Source organism: Kistimonas scapharcae (assembly GCF_039540975.1).
Taxonomy (GTDB): Bacteria; Pseudomonadota; Gammaproteobacteria; order Pseudomonadales; family Endozoicomonadaceae; genus Kistimonas; species Kistimonas scapharcae.
Window position 1 is genome coordinate 78340 of sequence record NZ_BAABFL010000016.1, and the last position, 16073, is coordinate 94412.

16 protein-coding genes are annotated in these 16073 nt (G+C 53.0%); 8 read left to right on the forward strand and 8 right to left on the reverse strand.

From position 1 onward, the window contains the following. Together nirD and nirB are read right to left on the reverse strand one after the other, a co-directional pair. Nucleotides 1-348 (reverse strand): nitrite reductase small subunit NirD, encoded by a 348-nt coding sequence (gene nirD, locus ABD892_RS01345; protein WP_345193057.1) that lies wholly within the window; start codon nt 346-348, stop codon nt 1-3. A gap of 23 nt (nt 349-371) precedes the next feature. Continuing rightward, complete coding sequence (gene nirB, locus ABD892_RS01350; protein WP_345193059.1) at nt 372-2909, reverse strand: nitrite reductase large subunit NirB; 2538 nt, start codon at nt 2907-2909, stop codon at nt 372-374. Between the two features lie 419 nt (nt 2910-3328). Here nirB and ABD892_RS01355 point away from each other — a divergent pair, with 419 nt between their 5' ends. From ABD892_RS01355 to ddpX, 3 genes are all read left to right on the forward strand, one after another. Next, on the forward strand, nt 3329-4798 hold the full coding sequence (locus ABD892_RS01355) for a NarK family nitrate/nitrite MFS transporter (protein ID WP_345193061.1): 1470 nt from the start codon (nt 3329-3331) through the stop codon (nt 4796-4798). 110 nt (nt 4799-4908) lie between these two features. Continuing rightward, nucleotides 4909-6618, forward strand: coding sequence for a bifunctional protein-serine/threonine kinase/phosphatase (locus ABD892_RS01360; protein ID WP_345193063.1), 1710 nt, complete (start codon nt 4909-4911; stop codon nt 6616-6618). Nucleotides 6619-6724: 106 nt separating this feature from the next. Next, nucleotides 6725-7297: a D-alanyl-D-alanine dipeptidase gene (gene ddpX, locus ABD892_RS01365; protein ID WP_345193065.1), complete on the forward strand. Its 573-nt coding sequence runs from the start codon at nt 6725-6727 to the stop codon at nt 7295-7297. Here the strand turns inward: ddpX and ABD892_RS01370 are convergent. After that, the gene (locus ABD892_RS01370) at nt 7291-7536 is read right to left on the reverse strand and encodes a YecH family metal-binding protein (RefSeq protein ID WP_345193067.1); all 246 of its coding nucleotides are present in this window, start codon (nt 7534-7536) and stop codon (nt 7291-7293) included. The two genes, ddpX and ABD892_RS01370, sit on opposite strands and share 7 nt — an antisense overlap. 220 nt (nt 7537-7756) lie before the next feature. On the opposite strand from ABD892_RS01370, the gene rnd reads away from it, so the two are divergent. Genes rnd through ABD892_RS01385 form a run of 3 tightly spaced genes read left to right on the forward strand, consistent with a single transcriptional unit; the run spans nt 7757 to nt 9678 of the window. Next, nucleotides 7757-8920, forward strand: a complete 1164-nt coding sequence (gene rnd, locus ABD892_RS01375; RefSeq protein ID WP_345193069.1) for a ribonuclease D — start codon at nt 7757-7759, stop codon at nt 8918-8920. A gap of 1 nt (nt 8921) precedes the next feature. Next, the gene (locus ABD892_RS01380) at nt 8922-9215 is read left to right on the forward strand and encodes a YcgL domain-containing protein (RefSeq protein ID WP_345193072.1); all 294 of its coding nucleotides are present in this window, start codon (nt 8922-8924) and stop codon (nt 9213-9215) included. A gap of 1 nt (nt 9216) precedes the next feature. Further along, on the forward strand, nt 9217-9678 hold the full coding sequence (locus tag ABD892_RS01385; protein ID WP_345193074.1) for a YcgN family cysteine cluster protein: 462 nt from the start codon (nt 9217-9219) through the stop codon (nt 9676-9678). A 30-nt stretch (nt 9679-9708) separates the two neighbouring features. On the opposite strand, the gene ABD892_RS01390 is transcribed toward ABD892_RS01385, so the two are convergent. Beyond that, nucleotides 9709-10272: a nitroreductase family protein gene (locus ABD892_RS01390; RefSeq protein ID WP_345193076.1), complete on the reverse strand. Its 564-nt coding sequence runs from the start codon at nt 10270-10272 to the stop codon at nt 9709-9711. Nucleotides 10273-10444: 172 nt separating this feature from the next. Between ABD892_RS01390 and ABD892_RS01395 the strand changes: the two genes are divergently transcribed. Continuing rightward, complete coding sequence (locus ABD892_RS01395) at nt 10445-11851, forward strand: adenylate/guanylate cyclase domain-containing protein (protein ID WP_345193078.1); 1407 nt, start codon at nt 10445-10447, stop codon at nt 11849-11851. Between the two features lie 25 nt (nt 11852-11876). On the opposite strand, the gene queF is transcribed toward ABD892_RS01395, so the two are convergent. From queF to ABD892_RS01410, 3 genes are read right to left on the reverse strand one after another with little or no spacing between them, the layout of a single operon-like run. Then, a complete protein-coding gene (queF, locus tag ABD892_RS01400; protein WP_345193080.1) occupies nt 11877-12707 on the reverse strand; it encodes an NADPH-dependent 7-cyano-7-deazaguanine reductase QueF in 831 nt (276 codons plus the stop codon). A gap of 11 nt (nt 12708-12718) precedes the next feature. Next, nucleotides 12719-13516: an ABC transporter permease gene (locus tag ABD892_RS01405; protein WP_345193083.1), complete on the reverse strand. Its 798-nt coding sequence runs from the start codon at nt 13514-13516 to the stop codon at nt 12719-12721. Between the two features lie 20 nt (nt 13517-13536). Further along, the gene (locus tag ABD892_RS01410) at nt 13537-14451 is read right to left on the reverse strand and encodes an ABC transporter ATP-binding protein (RefSeq protein ID WP_345193085.1); all 915 of its coding nucleotides are present in this window, start codon (nt 14449-14451) and stop codon (nt 13537-13539) included. 276 nt (nt 14452-14727) lie between these two features. On the opposite strand from ABD892_RS01410, the gene ABD892_RS01415 reads away from it, so the two are divergent. Continuing rightward, entirely contained in the window at nt 14728-15123 is a 396-nt protein-coding gene (locus ABD892_RS01415; RefSeq protein WP_345193087.1) for a PA2817 family protein, read from the forward strand. 11 nt (nt 15124-15134) lie between these two features. On the opposite strand, the gene ABD892_RS01420 is transcribed toward ABD892_RS01415, so the two are convergent. Continuing rightward, nucleotides 15135-15944 (reverse strand): SDR family oxidoreductase, encoded by an 810-nt coding sequence (locus tag ABD892_RS01420; protein ID WP_345193089.1) that lies wholly within the window; start codon nt 15942-15944, stop codon nt 15135-15137. Between the last annotated feature and the right edge of the window lie 129 nt (nt 15945-16073).

Genomic DNA, 16073 nt, shown 5'->3' on the forward strand with positions numbered 1-16073 from the left:
TCAGGCTGCCTGCGCCCGGGTGTCCGGGTTTGGCGAGACCTGAACCATGCCATCCAGTACTCGTACCGGGTACACTGACAGTTTGATCTCAGGCTCTTCCTGACACTGCCCCGTCAGCAACGAGTAATGCTGCTTGTAGACCGGTGATGCCACAACCAGCTCGCCCTTGAGATCCCCCACAATCCCCCGCGAAAGCACATTCGCACGACTGACCGGGTCGTAGTTATCAATGGCATACAAACTGTCGCCTACCTGAAAGAGCGCAACCTGCTTTTCCGCCACCAGGGCACAGACGCCCAGGTAGGGTATCAGGTCATTTTGGCTGCAAACCGTTGTCCACTGTTCCATCATTGTCTCCTTGGCGTTTCTGATCAGGCACTCGTCGCAATCAGTGACTTTTCACTTTCTAAAGCAGGACGAATCTGCTGGCGTTCACTGACAAACACCACGTTGTCGTCGGTTGCATCGCTATTGATGAAATGCCGGAATCGCTTCAACTGCTCAGGGTCTTCGATGGTTTTCTTCCATTCGCACTCATAGGTTCCAACCAACCGGGCCATATCTGCATCCAGCTGTTCGCCGATACCCAGGCTGTCTTCCAGAATGACTTCCTTCAGATAATCCAACCCACCATCGAGGCTTTCAAGCCAGACAGATGTGCGCTGCAACCGGTCAGCCGTCCGGATATAGAACATCATGGTGCGGTCAATGGTGCGGATCAGCGCCTCATCATCCAGCTCTGTGGCAAACAGATCCGCGTGCCGGGGCTTCATACCTCCATTGCCGCAGACGTAGAGATTCCAGCCTTTTTCGGTGGCTATCACACCAAAATCCTTACTCTGAGCCTCAGCACACTCGCGGGTACAGCCAGATACCGCCAGTTTGATCTTGTGCGGTGAGCGGATACCGCGATAGCGGGTTTCGATCCGAATCGCCATACCGACACTGTCGAGGACCCCATAACGGCACCAGGTGCTGCCGACACAGGATTTCACCGTCCGCATTGCCTTGCCGTAGGCGTGTCCGGTTTCAAAACCGGCATCCACAAGCCGTTTCCAGATAGACGGTAGTTCATGGACACGGGCGCCAAACAGATCGATCCGCTGACCACCGGTCACTTTGGTGTAAAGGTTAAAATCCCGGGCCACTTCACCGATCACAATCAGTTTTTCGGGTGTGATCTCGCCACCCGGCACACGGGGAACCACGGAATACGTACCGTCTTTCTGGAGATTGCCCAGGTAGTAGTCATTGGTATCCTGAAGGTGGGCATGGTCTTTTTTCAGGACATAGTCGTTCCAGCATGACGCCAGGATCGAACCAATCGTTGGTTTACAGATGTCACAACCATGACCGGTGCCGTGTTTTTCCAGCATCGCCTGGAAGCTCTTGATCTCACCTACCCTGACCAGGTGATAAAGTTCCTGCCGTGAATAAGGGAAGTGCTCGCAGATATCCTTCTTAACTTCAACCCCCATTTTTTCCAGCTCGCTGTCCAGTACCTGCTTGACCAGTGCGGAACACCCACCGCAGCCGGTACCGGCATTCGTAGCACTTTTCAGCGAAGCAATATCCTGACAACCCTCCGCGACCGCGCTGCACAAAGTTCCCTTACTGACATTGAAACAGGAACAAATCTGTGCCGTTTCCGGCAATGCCGTGATGCCAAGCCCTGCAGGTGCTGCACCATCACTGGCAGGCAGGATCAACTGTGCAGGCTTGGCTGGAAGGCGAATGTCGTTGAGCATCATCTGCAATAGTGAACCATAGTCGTCAGCATCACCAATGAGAACGGCGCCCAGCAGTTTCTTCCGGCTTTTGGAGACCACCAGCCGCTTATAAACCTCTCGCTCCTCGTCAACATACTGATAACTTAACGCACCCGGGGTACGACCATGGGCATCACCGATACTGGCAACATCTACACCCATCAGTTTCAGTTTCGTGCTCATATCAGCACCGGTGAATTCACTGCCTTCGCTGCCAAGCAGGTCATCCACTGCAACCTGCGCCATCTGGTAGCCTGGCGCCACAAGGCCAAAAATCCGGTTATCCCACAATGCACACTCACCAATCGCGTATATAGCCTGATCCGATGTGCGACACTGGTTATCGATGACAATTCCACCACGCTCGCCGAGCGTCAGATCGCACGACCGGGCCAGCTCATCGCGCGGACGGATACCTGCAGAAAACAGCACAATATCGGTATCCAGCACTTCACCATCGGCGAATTGCATCTGGTGGAAACAGTCCTCACCATCCACAATCTGCTGCGTGTTTTTGCTGGTATGAATGAACACACCCAGCTGTTCAATTTTCCTGCGAAGCATGGCACCACCGCCTTCATCTACCTGTACGGCCATCAGACGGGGGGCAAATTCTACGACATGGGTTTCCAGCCCCAGATCCTTGAGTGCCTTGGCCGCCTCGAGACCGAGCAAACCACCGCCGACAACTGTACCCACCTTACTGGATCGGGCAGATTCGCGAATGGCTTCCAGATCCTCGATCGTGCGATAGACAAAGCAATTGTCACGGTCATGACCCGGCACAGGCGGAACAAAAGGATAGGAGCCGGTTGCCAGCACCAGTTTATCGTAGGCGACTCGCCTACCACTGACGGATACCACTTCCTGTGTCGAACGAATAATACTGGTGACACGATCATCAAGTACCAGCTCAATACCTGATTGATCATAAAAACCACTGGCAACCATGCTTAAATCATCAGCCGTCTTACCACTGAAGAATTCACTCAGATGCACCCTGTCGTACGCTGAGCGGGGCTCTTCACCAAAGACAATGACGTCGTATTGCCCAAGGCCACCGGCATCCACCAGCTTTTCGATAAACCGATGGCCCACCATGCCATTGCCCACTACGACCAGTGTTTCCTTATGCTGCATACCTGGCTCCAGTCATTTATTGTTCTCGCGTTGGGTGAAACCAACCTGACTGCACCAGTAAAGCAAATATCACGCCCAACTCTATTACCCCTTAAATAACAATCAGTTAAAGAAAACATTGACAGTAGGAACGCTCCATCCTGACAGCACCGCACCAAAACCGCGCACCATAAAGGTTCATTTCAGAGCCCCGGTGCACGCACAATTTGGTGCGCCTGTTTTGACCGGGCACAACAAATGAGCTCATCAGGCCACGATTCGATCAATCCAGCACCCTGAGCAAGCAGACAGCAGGTGGGATAAAAACGCTTTAACCCGAGAATAAATCCCCCTCAGCAGCACAATAGCATCACTCTGGCCTGATCCTTGCTGAAAGGGGTTCATGACAGCGATAACGTACGTCTCGACAAGGAGCAGACATGTCAGAACCTGATAAAATCAATATCTTTTCATTTACAGGAAAGATGCGCGCCCTTCATCTTTCCTGGATTGCCTTTTTTATTACCTTTGTCGTTTGGTTTAACCATGCGCCACTGGTCACTGCGATTGCTGACTCACTGTCACTCACTCGCGAACAACTCAAGACCCTGTTAATCCTTAACGTGGCCTTGACCATCCCTGCCCGGGTAATCATCGGTATGCTGACCGATCGGTTTGGCCCCCGTCGTGTATATTCAGCCCTGCTGGCGCTATGCAGTATTCCCTGCTTTATGTACGCGCTGGCCGACAATTTCACCCAGGCCGCCATCGCCCGTTTCCTTCTGGGCTGCATCGGTGCCGGCTTTGTGATTGGTATCCGGATGGTCTCCGAGTGGTTTCCGGCCAAGCAACTGGGTACCGCAGAAGGAATCTACGGTGGCTGGGGTAACTTTGGCTCGGCGGCGGCGGCCATGACACTGCCAACGATCGCACTGCTGTTTGGCGGTGAGGATGGCTGGCGCTATGCGGTCGGACTGACCGGCCTGATGTCACTGGCATACAGTGTCATCTATTACATGAGCGTGAGTGACACACCCAAAGGTTCTACCTATTTCCGCCCCAAGAACCTGGGCGGCATGGAAGTCACCTCCAAAGGTGACTTTGTTCTGCTGCTGATCATGAAAATCCCGATGTATGCCGCCCTGGCACTGCTGACATGGAAGCTGTCCCCCCAGGGCGTCAGCATGCTGTCAGCCGGGATCGCCACAGCCATTTATATTGGCCTGACACTGCTGTATCTCCTTGACGCCTGGAAAGCCTGGCAGATCAACAAAGAAATATTCAGCAAGCCTGTGCCTACGATCCACCAGTACAAGTTCAAGCAGGTTGCCGTATTGAATGTCCTTTACTTCGCCACGTTTGGTTCTGAGCTGGCCGTTGTCTCCATGCTGCCACTGTTCTTCATGGACACCTTTGAACTGGATCCGGTCATGGCTGGCCTGGTCGCTTCGGCCTATGCCTTCATGAACCTGATGTCACGTCCCGGCGGCGGATTAATCAGTGACCGCTTCGGCCGCAAAACAACCCTGCTGGTGTTAACGGCAGGACTGGCCGTTGGTTACGCCACCATGTCCATTATCGATTCCAGCTGGCCGCTGGTGCTTGCCGTTGTCGCCGCCATGACCTGTTCCTTCTTCGTACAGGCCGGTGAAGGTGCCGTATTTGCCGTGGTACCGCTGATCAAGCGACGCCTGACCGGCCAGATCGCAGGTATGACAGGCGCTTACGGCAATGTGGGTGCTGTCTTCTACCTGACCGTACTCTCCCTGGTCGATTACCAGACCTTCTTTCTTGTGATTGCAGGCACCGCAGTACTGGGCTTTATGACCCTGCTGTTCCTGGAAGAGCCTAAGGGTCAGATGACAGAAGTCATGCCGGATGGCACCGTCACCATGATTGACGTGTCCTGAACTTATCCAGCACATACCATGACAGATTCCCCCGCTTGAGTCTGTCAGTGGTACATTCGGGTGACTGACAGCAGTCACCCTCTTTTTTTATGGACAGGTAAACGGGCAGTATGAGCAACAAGCTAGACGTTAATTACGCTTTCAGCACCAGCGCCGGCATCAAACCGGAAAATCAGGATGCCTGTGCGATCCGCATACCTGACAACCACAATGCCCTCACGCACAAGGGGATTGTGGCACTGGTTGCCGACGGTGTCAGCGCCTGTACACGGGCCAGGGAAGCCAGCCACACCAGTATTTCATCATTCATGGCAGACTATTACAGTACGCCGGACTCCTGGCAGGTGCGACATGCCGCTGGCAAGGTCATTACCGCCATCAACAGCTGGCTGCACTACCAGGGTCAACATCACATTCACAACGACACGGATCTCTGTACGACGTTTTCCGGCATCGTTTTAAAATCCAATACTGCCCACCTGCTGCATATCGGTGACAGCCGTATCTACCGCCTCAGAAAACAGCAGTTGGAGTGCCTGACCGAAGACCATACGTCTCGTCTCGGCCAGCGACAATACCTAGCACGTGCACTTGGCATGCACCGTCATACCGAAGTGGACTACCGCACTGAAACCCTGCAAACAGACGATGTATTCATTCTCACCACCGACGGCATTCACGATGTCTTAAGTCACAGGGAAATTGTCGCCAGCTGCATGGGCAACCCGGGGCTCCAGCAAATAGCAGACAGCCTGGTTCAGACCGCTCTATCCGCCGGTAGCAGTGATAACCTGACGGTTGTCATTTGTCGCATTGATACTCTGCCGGCCGAAAACAGCCATGAAACCTTGGAACGGCTGGCACAATTGCGGTTTCCACCGGATCTGGAGCCTGGACAGATTCTGGATGGCTATCGCATCCTGGAAACGCTTCATGCCAGCACCCGGAGCCAGCTTTATCTGGCTGAAGATACTGATTCCGGCCAACAGGTTGTCATCAAGACGCCGTCCGTTAACTTTGACGATGACCCACTCTACCTCGACGGCTTTCTCCGTGAAGAATGGATAGGACGACGGGTCAACCATCCTGCGATCATGACACTTCATGCACCGAAGGCAGGCAAGCAGTTTCTCTACCATGTCTGTGAGTACATCCCGGGACAGACTTTGCGAAGCTGGATGCAGGACAACCCCAGGCCAGACCTCAATACGGTCAGGGACCTGACCCGTCAGATTGTCTGCGCCTTACGGGGCCTGCACAGAATGCAGATCCTCCATCAGGACCTGAAACCGGAAAACCTGATGATTGACCCGAACGGACGCGTTCGACTGATTGATTTTGGCGCCGCCCGTGTCGCCGGAGACACTGAAATCCAGTCAGGGCTCCATGACAATACCCCGCAGGGCACCAAGAATTATGTGGCGCCCGAATATTTTCTGGGCAGCGCTATCGATTACCGTGCCGACCAGTTCGCCGTCGGTGTGATTGTCTACGAGATGCTGACAGGTCACCTTCCCTACCGCGAAATCGCCGGGAACAGCATTCGCATCAAGCACTACAAACATCTCCGGTATCGCCCGGTGACGGATGACCGTCCCGACCTGCCAGAATGGATCAACCAGGCGCTGGCCAAAGCTGTCGCTCCCAACCCGACTGAACGTTATGAGGCTTTATCGGAATTCTGCCAGGATCTTTCCACCCCTAACCCGGCATTCCAACATATGGACTTTCAGCCGCTGATGTCGAAAAACCCAACCCTGTTCTGGCAATTGCTTTGCATTCTCCTGGGAGGCATCAATCTCTGGCAATTTTTCCAGTAAGAACAAAGCCTGCTGGCAGAAGATCCCTGCCATCTACCTAATACACGTCTGGCTATGACTTACACTGAAAGGAGTATCAACCCCCAACCAACCGCAAGGTAGTGCCGTGATCGCCACACTGACCGAAATCACCCGTGAACAGTTTGATGTCGATATTGAACTCTATTACGCCACAACGCATAACGTGACAGGCAAAAGCATCTACTTCAACAGCCGCTGCTATCTGCGCCAGGAAGCGGCAGACTGTCTTAACAGCGCAATTTCCCACGCAGCAACTCTTGGCTTGAAGCTCAAACTGTGGGATGCCTTTCGGCCTGTCGAGGCACAGCGGGTGCTCTGGAATGCCTTTCCCGGTAGCGATTACGTGTCAGATCCGGATACCGGCCGTTGCCCCCACTGTCGCGGAGTCGCGATAGACCTGACCCTTATCGACCGAACCAGTGGCACAGAACTGGAGATGGGAACCGGTTTTGATGATTTTGAGGAAGCCGCCTGGCACCTCAATGAATCGGTGTGCTTGGAAGCCAGAAGAAACCGGCTGTTATTGGCTGGCCTGATGCACACGGCAGGCTTTGAGAAATTTGATTACGAATGGTGGCATTACCAGTTGCCGGACTGCGAGCGCTTCCCGATCCTTACCGATCAGGAAGCAGGCACGCAGCTCATGTCAGCTCAGTGATGACCACACTGCTTGCTGGCGTCGCCAACGATACCAGTATCCGTTTCCACCAGCTTGCCCTTACCCAGGAACAGGTCGATGAGGCCATCAGCGGATAGTTCCTGCACAGAACAGGTGTGATACTGCACATCCTGACCAAACTGAGTAGCCATTGCATCCTTAAGGGCATCGCGACTGTAGGGCTGCCCATACTCCAGCACCAGATTCAGTACTTTACGTCCGTGAACCGTTTTTGCCATGGATAACACTCCCAACTATTTTATGTAGCCAATTTTATCGGACAGGCTTCTTATTTTTAGCCTAATTGACAGACAACCCTGAGGGTTTAGGCGTACAAAGGTACAAAAGTCAGCCTGTCTCAGACATGCGTATTAATCCCATCTGCCCTAACATTTTTTATTTAAAGCAACGCGGCCCCATTCCTCATATAATCGACCTTTTGCGCAAGGCCACCTCCAGATGGACGATGCACCACAGATTCAATGGATCGCTGATAACAAAAGCCTCGCACAGGCCTGCCAGCAGTGGCAGGATGTCCCCTACCTGGGGCTTGATACCGAGTTTATTCGTACAAGCACTTTCTACCCGATACCCGGCCTGACCCAGGCAGGGCATGACAATCAGGTCATGCTGATTGACCCCCAGGCCATCACTGACTGGACGCCATTTTGCGCAATCCTCGAAAATACCGACATTATCAAGGTGATGCACGCGGCCGGGGAAGACCTGGAAGTATTTCAGCGTCTGCTGGGCACCCTGCCCGACCCGATTTTCGATACACAACTGGCCGTTTCCTTTCTGGGCACAGACCACTGCCTGGGGTATCAGCGACTGGTTGAACGCTTTCTGGGTGTCGAACTGGCCAAAGATGAAACCCGGTCTGACTGGCTGGCACGTCCGCTCAGTGATAACCAGATTCGTTATGCCGCATTAGATGTTTATTACCTGAACCAACTCTACCCGATCCTGACTTCACAACTGGCAGACAAACAACGACTGGACTGGCATCGCGAAGACTGTGACAACATGATTCGTAACGCCCGTCATGAGCCGGATCCCGGCGAAGCCTGGCGGGATGCCAAACTCGCCTGGAAACTGTATCCCCGCCAGCTGACAGTATTACGCGCCATTTGCCAATTCAGGGAAAAGACCGCCAGACAACTGGATGTTCCCCGTAACAAGGTGATTCATGCGGCCAGCCTCTGGCCATTGGCCCGTTATCAGCCCGACAGCCTGGACAAGCTCAAGCGTATTGAGCGAATGACACCAGCGATTCTGCGAGTGCACGGCCCAGCCATCCTGGCGCATATTCGCGAAGCACTGAAAGTCCCTGAATCCGAATGGCCTGAACGCCTCCCGGCACCACTCCCCAAGCGGGCAAAGCCATGGGTTGAAGCCATCCGCAACTACTGTCATACAACCTCAGAAGCCCTGCAGATCGCACGGGAACTGATCCCCGTGAAACTCCTGGCCAACACGCTGGTCAGACAGTATCTCGACACGGGGGAATTTAGCGCTTCCCCCGCATTACTGAATACCCTGGGACGCTGGCGTCGGGAAACGATTCTGGATAACCTCATCGTCCATTTGAATAACATGCAGCAACAGTCAGAGGAGTCATGACGTGAAACTGCTGGTATCCATATACAAAAGCCCGGTCAAAGAAGAAATGTACCTTTACGTGGAAAAACGGAAAGGGCTGGACGCGGCCCCGGAGGCACTGCTGAAAGTCTTCGGAAAACCGGTACCCGTCATGGACATGTTACTGACACCTGAACGGAAACTGGCACGGGAAGACACCGCCAAAGTCATGGATAATATCCAGACACAAGGCTACCACCTGCAGATGCCCCCTGCCCGCGAGGATTACCTGCAGACCCTGCCGGAAGAATTTCTGAGTTTTAATGACCCCGTTTGATATGAGCAATACACCCGCATCGCAGACTGACGCCTTCTGGCGCACGGTTCGCCTGGAAGACATGAGCAAAACCCAGTGGGAGTCACTCTGTGATGGCTGTGGCCGGTGCTGCCTCCAGAAGCTGGAAGACGAAGACACCGGTGAAGTCTGTTACACCGCGTTATCCTGCCGACACCTTGATACCGACTCCTGTCGCTGCAAGGTTTATCCGCAACGGGCGACGGTTGCCCCCGAGTGCATTCACCTGACCGTCAATGACATTCCGGAATTCCACTGGTTGCCCAGCACCTGCGCCTACCGTCTGGTGTCGGAAGGCAAGGATCTCCCGGAATGGCACCCACTGGTGTCAGGCACGCCTGAGACCGTGCATCTCGTAGGCATTTCCGTCCAGCAACGGGTTATGAGCGAAGACCGGGTACCCGAAGAAGACTGGGAAGAGCACATCATCCACTGGATTGACTGACGGAACAGAAAACGTTCCGTCATTTTGTGTTTATCCTTCGGGCCATGCCGAGACGAAATCCGAAACAGCCAGCTGTGGCCGCTTTTTCCGGACGCCGTCCGGTGTGCCGAGGTACATGAAACCGTACAGTTTTTCATCGCCCGTCAGACCAAGCCCCTCTTCAACCAGTGGGTGGTAGCTGATAGTGCCTGTTCGCCACATCGCCCCAATCCCCATGGCATGAGCTGCCACCATCATGCCGTGGCAGGCCGCCCCCAGCGATAGCACCTGCTCAATTTCAGGCACCTTGGGATGTTGCTGTGGGGTCAGCACCAGTGCCACCAGCATCGGTGCCCGTAATGGCAGCCCCCGGTAGCGATCCAGCATCTCGTCTTCAAGATCCGGTTGATCTGCCTGCACAGCTTTCGCATAAAGCTCACCTAAGCGTTCGCGGGCCTCACCAGAAATGGTGATATAACGCCATGGGCGCAACATGGCATGATCCGGTGCTCTCAGTGCCGCCTGAAACAGGATATCCAGTTGTTCAGATGATGGTGCAGGCTCGACTAATCGTGGGACAGAGACTCGCCCTGTTAGTGCTTCAATGGCATCCACTCAAAACCTCCTGACAACACGACAGACAATTATTTATACAACCAACGATGGTGTCACACCGACGGACAAAGTGTTTGCTTTCCCATAACCACTGGCGATAATGGGACGCATGTACGCAGAGACTACCATTAAATCCGAGAATAATGGCCTGGCACGATAATAATTCTTAACTATGACGAGCGTTACCGTCACTGACGTCAAACAGTTCCTGATCCATAACGCATTCCTGCTGGCCAGAGGCCTCCTTTGGTTCACGGCGGCGTTGACCGTTTTTTCAGCCTGCTTGCTAAACGGCATTGAGCTGTACTGGTACTGGGTTGTGGCTGTGATGCTGCCATGGCCGTATGCCAGCTATTTACTGACTGGATGGATCTCGCGCCCGCGCCAAAACAACAAGGCCACATCCCGCACCCAGTCCAGGCTATTGATCACATGCGATACCGTGATCATCAGTGTACTGCTGGCAATCGCAGGCATACCCTTATTTGTTTCGCTGGCAACACTGATCCTGCTGTCTGTCAGCAGTATCAGTGCACACGGTTTCCGGTTTATGTGCCTGCAAACCCTGTTATTTTCAGGGTTGATATTTATGACACATACCCTGCTACCTGATGCCACAATCAATCCACCATTACCCGTAGCGACCCATATCATTATCGCCGCTGGCATGCTGATTTATCTGTTATTCCATAGCTGGCTCTCTTCTGTAAAAGTCCGTTCGATCAATCGGTTACAGCAACAAGCTCAACAACAAAAGCAGCAATATGCCCAGCTGGTCAACAATATGACCAGCTATCTTCCACCACGCGTTCATGAGTCCCTGAGCACAGGTCAGCCTCACACAAGCCTGCAACCACGCCGAAAACGCCTGACCGTTTTTTTCTCTGATATAGAAGGCTTTACGAATATCACCGATGAAATGGATCCGGAGGCGCTGACAGCCCTGCTAAATCATTACCTTGACGAAATGTCCCGCATCGCTCTGCACTTTGGCGGCACCATTGATAAATTCATTGGCGACAGCCTGATGGTTTACTTTGGTGATCATCGTCCCCAGGGAGACCGCCGTGATGCACTGGCTGCCGTCTCCATGGCAATCGCCATGCGCAAGCATATGAAGGTGTTGCGACAGCACTGGCGCAGTAAAGGTATTCGCAAGCCGCTTAACATCCGGATGGGAATTAGTACCGGCTTCTGTACCGTTGGTAATTTCGGTACTGCTTCACGTATGGATTACACCATCATCGGTGGCAACGTTAACCTGGCCAGCCGACTGGAAAGCCGTGCAGGTACCAATCAGATTTTGATTGCGGAAGAAACCTGGTCACTGGTCAAGGATGTCATTCTGTGCCGGGCTGAAGGCGAGGTTCAGGTGAAAGGTATTCCACGCCCAGTACCCGTGTATGAAGTGATGGATTTCCGCCGGGACCTCGGCGCCAGGAAAAGTTACGTGGAGCATGAAATGAAGGGCTTTTCGCTCTACCTCGATACCACGAACATTCAATCTTACGACAAAGAACGAATATTGAAGGCTTTGAAGGATGCTTCGGAAAAGCTGAAAGACCGGATCATCGTCTGACCCGGCTTTTCCATCATTGGGATACTTATTGACGTGCCAGGCGACCGTTATCCGACGCCTTGCCACAATTAGTCCGCCACGGATTGATATCCAACCCACCACGACGCACGTAACGTGCACCGACAGTCAGTGCTTCCGGCCGGCACTGAGCCAAGATATCCAGAAAAACCCGCTCTACACACTGCTCATGGAAATCCTGATGCTGACGCATGGAGCAGATATATTTCAGCAACGACTCACGATCAATGCGCGGCCCACGGTAATCAATGACCAGCGTTCCCCAGTCAGGCTGTCCTGTTACCGGGCAATTGGACTTCAGCAAATGGCTGTAAAGCGTTTCTGATACACGTTCATCATCAGTCGAAGGTTGTACCAAACTGCTGTCCAGCTGATAGGTGTCGATGGCAATATCCAGCTCATCGATACATTCGCCCTGCAGCACGGCCAAACCACGCTGTTCCAGCGCATTGATAGAAAGAATCTCCACACGTACCTGTGCACCGGCGGCCCGACTGAGATCACGGGCCATGGTTGCCTGCACGTCTGCTGCTGACTCAAACCGGCTCTGGTTGAAGGAATTCAGGTAAAGCTTGAAGGACTTGGATTCAATAATGCATTCTGAATCACAGGGAATTGTGAATACCCCGGCCGCCACTACCGGCTTGCCGCGATGATTCAGCCAGGACAGCTCATAGGCATTCCAGATATCAACCCCGGTAAACGGCAGACTGGCGGCTACCAGGCCATTCGCCTCCCACTTGGGTGCACGGGGTATCGGAAAAAGCAGGTTCGCATCGTACTCGGCCACATAATCACTGTGCTTGCCCAGTGGGGATGCTTCTAAGGATGTGTTCATTACAACGAAACTCAGTTTCTCAGGCCCTTGCCTGTATTCAAAAGGTAAAGACTGTAGACAAACAAGACGATGACGGCCAATCCCATCATCAGGAATGCATGCCAGAGGTTAACCACACCGCTGTAACCCAGCAAGCCGTAACGGAAGGCATTCACCTGGTAGAGGATAGGGTTGACCTGGGAAAGCCCCTGCCAGAATTCCGGTAAGATCTTGACAGAATAAAACACACCACCAAGATAGGTCAGAGGCGTAAGAACGAACGTCGGAATGATCGCAATATCATCAAAAGATTTTGCATAGAGCGCATTGATAAACCCGCCGAGCGCAAACAGTGTTGCAGTAAGAAAGATCGCAAGTACTGTGACACTGATATCGTAAATCTGGAAATCCACGAAAAACAGTGACAGCAGTGTCACGATCAAAGCAACACCGAGTCCACGACAGACGCCACCCATGACAAAGCCCATTAAGATAATCCAGTTAGGCACTGGTGACACCAGCAGCTCTTCTACGCTGCGCTGGAATTTATTGCCAAAGAAACTGGACGCCACATTGCTGTAACTGTTAGTGATCACCGACATCATGATCAAGCCGGGCACAACAAAGGTCATGTAATCAAAGCCGCCCATCTCACCAATGCGCGAACCGATGACATTACCAAAAATCACAAAATAGAGAGCCATGGTGATCGCCGGTGGCAGCAGTGTCTGCGGCCAGATCCGGAGAAACCGGCGGATTTCCTTGACAAATATGGTATAGAAAGCGATCCAGTTTTCCCGGACCGGATAGGAACCCCTGTTCGTGTTCACACCTGTATTCCCGTTCTCTGTTATCCCTGGGCCGTCATGCCGACGAAGAGCTCTTCCAGCCGGTTGGCTTTGTTTCTCATGCTGATGACATCAATACTGGACGCATTCAACTGCTGAAACAGCCCGTTCAGCCCCTGGTTCTTGTTCACTTCCACTTCAAGGCAGCTGTCATCAACCTTGCGCACGACATAACCGGCAAAATCAGGCATGTCGTTGATGGGTTCGCGGGTATCCAGCAGGAAGCTCTCTTTCTGCAATTTACCCAACAGCGCCCTCATGCTGGTATTTTCGACGATCGTACCCTGGTCAATGATCGCGATATTGCGACACAGCTGTTCCGCTTCTTCCAGGTAATGGGTGGTGAGGATAACCGTCGTGCCCTTGCCATTGATTTCCCGCAGGAATTCCCACAATGAGCGACGCAGTTCGATATCAACACCGGCCGTTGGTTCATCCAGAATGAGAAGACGGGGTTCATGGACCAATGCACGGGCAATCATCAGCCGGCGTTTCATACCACCGGACAGCATTCGGGACTGAACATTGCGTTTGTCCCACAGTCCGAGTTTCTTGAGGTATAGCTCGGTCCGAGCACTGGCCTCATTGGCGGAAATGCCATAATAACCCGCCTGGGTAATGACAATATCCTGTGTTTTTTCGAACTGATTAAAATTGATTTCCTGCGGAACCACACCCAGTTGACGTTTGGCACGACTCATGTCTTTATCGAGGTCGTAACCAAAGATATTAACGTCGCCAGACGTTTTATTAACCAGCGAGGAAACTATGCCGATGGTCGTTGACTTGCCCGCGCCATTAGGGCCCAGCAACGCAAAGAAATCACCTTCCTGAACCTCCAGGTCAATACCTTTCAGCGCCTGATGACCATTGTCGTAAGTTTTGTATAGCTGGCGGATTTGCAGTGCCCGGGTCATGTAACCGTTCAGTTCCTTATGCTTGTCTCAGTCTTTAAACGGGCATCTTATAGTATTTTATTGCAAATCCCTATGTGGTTATCTACTACGACCAGTTGCTACTTCGATCACGTTATATATTACGGTCAGTTGCTAAAGCAGATGGGCACTTAACACATCAGATGGCGGCAACGTCAACTATCGACGGACTTGACCTCTCGCTCAGCGCTCGCTAGGTTGTGCTGCTTTATCACTGACCTGTCAAAACAGGTTACCCGGCCTGACTGGAATCTCCTGATGCCTGAAAATCACCGTCTCTACATCGAACATCACCAGCAGCTGCTGGATAATCTGATGATGCAGCTGCCCAACGCACTGGACAGCGTTTGCACAGAAGAACAGAAGGAACAGCAGCTGGAACAATTACAGCACGTCAAGCAGGCACTGGTAGACCACCTGGAAGAATCCCGTTACCTGGGCCAGCAGTGGCTGTTTGCTTTTATCGGCAACCATCCCCAGCTGGCACCGATGGTTCCCCGCGATCTGCTCTGGTTCTTTGGCGGAGAATGCCTGCACTTCATGTCCGATGATGAAATCAGCAAGTATCAACGGCTGGAAGATATTTTGGCAGAAGCTGAACACAACGGACGCGACATGTCGTGGATTGAAGCCCGTAGATTCGTCTTCAACTAACCACCCGTTCACTACTCGTACACCATTTTCCGGGTCATGCCACCATCCAGAATAATATTCTGACCGGTCATGAACCCGGCTTCCTCAGAAATCAGGAAATGAGCCAGGCTGGCCACATCCCTAGCCTCCCCTACACGCCCCACCGGGTGCTGCTGGTGACAGGTTTCCGTCAGGTGCACCGGCCGCCGTGATCGAGACTTCTGCAATTCCCCCACCTCAATCCAGCCAGGACTGATACAGTTAGCCCGAATCTGCCCGGACAGCGACACCGCCAGCGCATGGGTTAAGGCAACCACACCGCCCTTACTCGCCGCATACGCTTCGGTCTGGGGTTCGGATTGCAGATAACGCGTGGAAGCAATATTAACGATTGCGCCATGCCGAACGCGCAGCAAACCCAGCGCCTGCCTGACCATCAGGAAGACACCGGTCAGATTGACATCAATAATCCGTTGCCAGTCCACGAGATCAAGGTACTCAAGAGGGCCGGTATAGGGATCAGCAATACCCGCGTTATTGACCAACCCATTCAACCCGCCAAACCAGTGCTGAACCCGGGCAATACACCGCTGCACCGATTCTTCATTACTGACATCCGTGCGAATAAAGCGTACGTCGCCCTGCCGGGACAACAGACCGATCAGTTCTTCACCGGCTTCGCGGTCATTGTCCGCCACCACCACGCTATAGCCTTTCGCCAGAAAATACTCTGTGATGCCACGACCGATTCCCTGTGCGCCCCCGGTCACCAACACAGCCGGTTTTCCGGCCCCATGCTGCCCCTGATCATCGACCTTCTGGTTGGCCCTTATGTGCGGCATAACGAACTCCAGCCCGGTAATAGTGGAGACAAAAGCTAAGCACAAGGGCAGCATCACTGCCTTAGTGGTTTTCAGCTATGGTGAGAAATACAGAGAATGTCATGCAGAAAGAAAAGGCCGGTTTCCCCC